The organism is Promicromonospora sp. NPDC060271, from assembly GCF_042726755.1.
Classification (GTDB): domain Bacteria; phylum Actinomycetota; class Actinomycetes; order Actinomycetales; family Cellulomonadaceae; genus Promicromonospora.
This window is the reverse complement of record NZ_JBHXBG010000274.1, coordinates 1-4,344: the sequence shown is the minus strand read 5'-3', so window position 1 is coordinate 4,344 and position 4,344 is coordinate 1. Positions and strand designations below refer to the sequence as shown.

General features: G+C 73.0%; 6 protein-coding genes. 4 read left to right on the top strand and 2 right to left on the bottom strand.

Going from position 1 to position 4,344, the window contains the following annotated elements; all coding sequences use genetic code 11:
- The first annotated feature begins 73 nt into the window (after nt 1-73).
- Nucleotides 74-469: a hypothetical protein gene (locus ACFWE2_RS24705; protein WP_377131718.1), complete on the top strand. Its 396-nt coding sequence runs from the start codon at nt 74-76 to the stop codon at nt 467-469.
- A 41-nt stretch (nt 470-510) separates the two neighbouring features.
- Here ACFWE2_RS24705 and ACFWE2_RS24700 read toward each other — a convergent pair whose 3' ends face one another.
- Nucleotides 511-1,167 (bottom strand): GNAT family N-acetyltransferase, encoded by a 657-nt coding sequence (locus ACFWE2_RS24700; RefSeq protein ID WP_377226854.1) that lies wholly within the window; start codon nt 1,165-1,167, stop codon nt 511-513.
- A 138-nt stretch (nt 1,168-1,305) separates the two neighbouring features.
- Between ACFWE2_RS24700 and ACFWE2_RS24695 the strand changes: the two genes are divergently transcribed.
- Nucleotides 1,306-1,950, top strand: a complete 645-nt coding sequence (locus tag ACFWE2_RS24695; RefSeq protein ID WP_377226853.1) for an SRPBCC domain-containing protein — start codon at nt 1,306-1,308, stop codon at nt 1,948-1,950.
- The gene (locus ACFWE2_RS24690; RefSeq protein ID WP_377226852.1) at nt 1,951-2,439 is read left to right on the top strand and encodes an ArsR/SmtB family transcription factor; all 489 of its coding nucleotides are present in this window, start codon (nt 1,951-1,953) and stop codon (nt 2,437-2,439) included. It begins immediately after the preceding gene.
- Between the two features lie 75 nt (nt 2,440-2,514).
- Here ACFWE2_RS24690 and ACFWE2_RS24685 read toward each other — a convergent pair whose 3' ends face one another.
- Complete coding sequence (locus tag ACFWE2_RS24685; RefSeq protein WP_377226851.1) at nt 2,515-3,579, bottom strand: glycerophosphodiester phosphodiesterase family protein; 1,065 nt, start codon at nt 3,577-3,579, stop codon at nt 2,515-2,517.
- A 260-nt stretch (nt 3,580-3,839) separates the two neighbouring features.
- Between ACFWE2_RS24685 and ACFWE2_RS24680 the strand changes: the two genes are divergently transcribed.
- Nucleotides 3,840-4,344, top strand: a 505-nt coding sequence (locus tag ACFWE2_RS24680; protein WP_377226850.1) for an HtaA domain-containing protein, incomplete at its 3' end; no start/stop codon positions are given.

Sequence of the window (4,344 nt, the reverse complement as noted above, 5' to 3'; positions counted from 1 at the left end):
GTATTTGCCCCCTTGGCCGCGCTGAGGGGGCAAATACCCAGCACTCAACGGGCTGTCGGCCTACCGTGTGGGGATGAGCAGCACTCCCTATGACCAGGACGACCTGGTCAAGTTCTTCGTCGACTACGGCGTGGCGCTCGGCTCGGGCGACCTGGAGACCGTGACCGAGAGCCTCGCCTACCCGTCGGTGGTGGTGGAGGCCGGGCGATCCCTCGTCGTGCCCGATGCTGAGGCGGCGCGGGACGCCCTCGGCGGCATGCTCGCCGCCTACCGGGAGCAGGGGCTCGTCGCCGCCGTGCCGGAGGTGCGGGCGGTCGAGCAGGTCGGCGACGCCCTGCTCTGGGTCGACGTGCGGTGGAGCTACAAGGACGAGAACGCGTCGGAGGAGACGGCGGAGCGCGTGCGGTACCTCCTTCGCCGCGGCCGGGAGACGTTCGAGCTGTGCGTGGTCGTGCCGGTAGAGGAATAGCGCCCGCCGTGTGTGCGCCGGTCGGCTGACGCGTGCGGTGCTCAGCCCGGCGTGAGCTCCCTCCGCATGTGCCAGCGGGTCAGCCGACCGCTCGTGGCACCCGTCGGCGCCAGCCGGTCGAACCCGGCACGCTCGAACATCCCGACGGTACCGACGAATGCCGCGCTCACGGGCACCCGGCGGCCAGGTTCGGGCTCGACGGGGAACGCGTCGAGCGCCGTCGCCCCGTGTCCGGCGGCGTAGTCGGCCCCGGCGTCAAGCAGGGCCTGGGCGACGCCTTGCCTGCGGAAGCCGGCGCGCACCGTCACGCACATGAAGACCCAGGTGGTGGGCCAGGTCTCCGGCTCGCCGACGGGCAGCACCCGGGACCGTTGCAGCGATCCGGCGTCCGACCGGCGGGAGAACCCGAGCCAGCCCGCCACCTCCACGCCTGGCTCCCCCGTGCCCGGCTCTCCCACGCCCGGCTCTCCCGTGCCGGCGCTCGCCCCGTCGGCGCCCCCGAGGTACGCGAGCATGCCCGGCGCCGGCTCCCGTGCGGTCAGCTCGCGCAGCCGGGTCCCGCGCGTCGTGACATCCTCCTTGGCCGGTGCCCGCCAGTGCATGCACCAGCACGCCTGCTCACGCCCCGTGGGGTTGAGGACGCGGGCGACGTCGCCGAACCGGTCGGCAGTCGCGGGAACCACGGCGATCTGGGCCATGTCCGGAACCTACTCCGCCTCACCGACACTCGCGGACCGGCGCGCTTGGCACACTTTTTATCCCCCGCCTCACCCACGCCTTGCCCTCGGCGCGAGCCTGTGAGATAACATAAGTAGCCACTTATAGAAGGAGAGACCATGCCCACCCTGATCGACCCCGCCACCACAGCCGGCCTCGTGACCCGCGAGGTCCGCGACAGCAGCCGGGACGGCGTGCCGACGAAGGTCGCCGTCGCCCGCCGCACCTACGCCGCCGAGCGCGACGACCTCTGGGACGCCCTCACGTCGGCCGAGCGCCTCCCCCGCTGGTTCCTGCCGGTCAGCGGCGACCTCACCGTCGGTGGCCGCTACCAGCTCGAGGGGAACGCCGGCGGCACGGTCGAGCGCTGCGCCGCGCCGGAGAACTTCGCGGTCACCTGGGAGTTCGGCGACACCGTCTCCTGGCTCACCGTCCACCTGACCCCGGCCGACGGCGGCACCACGCTCGAGCTCGTGCACGAGGCAGCGGTCGACCCGGACCTCTGGGAGCAGTACGGCCCGGGCGCCACCGGCGTCGGCTGGGACCTCGGTCTCATGGGGCTCGGCCTGCACCTCGCCGGCGGCAAGAGCCTGGACCCCGCCGAGGCCCAGGAGTGGTCGCTCTCGCCAGAGGGCATCGAGTTCGCCCGGCTCGCCAACGCGGGCTGGGTCGACGCCGCCGTCGCCGCCGGGGACGACGCCGACCAGGCCCGCGCCGCCGGAGAGCGCACCCTGGCCTTCTACACCACGGCGCCGGAGTCCTGAGTGCCGGCCGCCGCGCGGGCGGGCGACCTCGGGCGTGACGGCGGCACGCGGCCCACCCACCGCGCTGCCCCCGGCCATGCCGAGCGGGACGGCAGCTCCGCGCCCGACTCGGCGCAGGCGGGTGTGTTCGAGGCGCTGGGCGACCCGGTCCGGCGTCGGCTGCTGGAGCTGCTCGTCCCGGGCGAGCAGCCCGCCGGCACCCTGGTCACTGCGCTGCAGGCCCGCGTGCGCATCACCCAGCCGGCCGTCTCGCAGCACCTCAAGGTGCTGCGCGAGGCCGGCCTGGTCCGGGTGCGCGCCGAGGGCACGCGTCGTCTCTACGCCGTGGACGACGCCGGGACGGCCGCCGCCCGCGCCTGGCTCGCCCGTTTCGAGGACACGTTCGCCCAGCCGCTCGACGCGCTGGCGACGGAGCTGGCCCGCGGCCGACGGGAGCGCCGTCGGCCAGCGCCGGATACCGCGGCCCCGGCGAACGAGGCGGCGGGCTGACAGTCCGCCGTGCGATTGTGCCCAGAAGTCACGCCAGTTCTGGGCACAATCGCTCGGCAAGTCGGAGACGGGCCGTCAGTAGCGCTTCGGGAGCTTGAGGTGGCGCTCCGCCATGATCGTGCGGAGCAGGTCCGGGCGGTCGGTGATGATGCCGTCCACGCCGAGGTCCATCAGGGACTCGATGGTGGCGCGGTCGTCGATGGTCCACGGGATCACGGCCATGCCGGCCTCGTGCGCGGCGTCGACGAGTTCGGGCGTGGTGAAGGGGACGTAGCCCGGGTCGTTCACACCGCCGCCCTGCGGGTCGCCGTGCACGGGCGAGACGGCGTCGGCCCCGAACGAGGCGGCCGCCGCGACGAACTTCTCCTGGGTCGAGCCCGGGAAGTCGTCGATGTCGATCCCGCCGAGCCACGGCGAGGCACCCGTCGCCCCCACCTGGAGGAACTGCTGGCCGTTGGTCAGCGCAACGAGCGGGAAGCGCGGCTCGACCTCGCTCATCCGCATCAGGGCGCCCCAGTCGAAGCTCTGGATCGTGACCTGGTCCACGAGGTGCGCCTTGCGGACCTCGTGCGCGACGACCTGGACGAACTGCTCGCGCGGCGCCGTCTGCTCGGGGGCGCCGGCCTCGACCTTGGTCTCGATGTTGAGCGTGACCTGGTGGGCGCGGTGGCGGTTGACCAGCCGCAGCACCTCGGACAGGAGCGGCATGCGCTCGCCCGGGTGCAGCTCCTGCCCGGGGAACTGCGGCTGCCGCAGCGAACCGCAGTCGATCGTGCGGACCTGCGCGAGCGTGAGGTCCTTGATGTACGTCTTGTTGGGCACGTAGGGGAACTCGGGGTCGCCCGGGAACGCGGGCGCCGTGTCGACGCACTTGGCGGGGTTCGGGTCGCGGTCGTGCGTGACGACGGCGTACCCGTCCTGTGTGATCTGCACGTCGAGCTCGAGCGTGCTCACGCCGAGCGCGAGCGCGTTGTCGAAGGCCGGGAGCGTGTTCTCGACGGTGAGCGCGACGCCGCCGCGATGGGCCTGGAGGTCGAAGGCGCGCGGGTGGGCGGACGCCGGAGCGGCACCCAGGGCGAGCGTGCTCGCGAGCGTGGCGGCCAGAGCTGTGGTGATGCGGCGTTGCCGGGTAGTTCTCATGGCTCGATCCTGACCATGCGCCGTGGCCGAGGCGTGACCCCGCGCCGTCACCCGGGCGACTCCCGCGTGAACGCGCGGCGACGCGGTGGACAACACGCCAGGGTCGACGGGGAGACCATACGCGGGCGGAGTGTGTTGCTCTGCGTCGACAACGTCTACGCAGAGCAACACACCTGCCCGGGTACCACTTTCCCGCCGGCGCGATGACCGCTCCCCGGCGCCGAGCACCGTGAACCCGCACGTGGGAGTAACGTTCTCGCGTGGCTCATCTGGACTGGGAGATCAAGGCAAGCCTGCTGATGTACGTGATGGGGGCGCCCGGCGGCCGCATCGTGCAGGACGACGCCGTCGGCGGCAACGGCGCCTCGTTCCACTTCCCGCTCGACCCGGGACTCAGCCCGGCCCCGACTGCCGAGTCCACCCTGTTCGCGTTCACGGGGTCCGTGGTCTTCATCGGGCACTTCGGCTCGTTCGTCGGCGAGGTCGCCGACATCGAGGTCACCGCCCCCGCCGACGGTGGCCCCGACTGGACCATGTCCATCCGGGACCGCGACGCGGACGTGCGCACGGACGCGTTCCGCCTCGCGGGAGCGCCCGAGCGCTCCGACGACGGCACGCGGCTCACGTGGCGACAGGTGGAGCTGACAGAGGAGGGCGCAACCCTCTGGGGCGGCACCTACCCCCCGGCAACCCCCTTCGAGCCCCTCACGATCGACCTCACCCCCTCCCCCCGGGGGGGGGGGGGTGTTTGGGGGGGGGGGACGG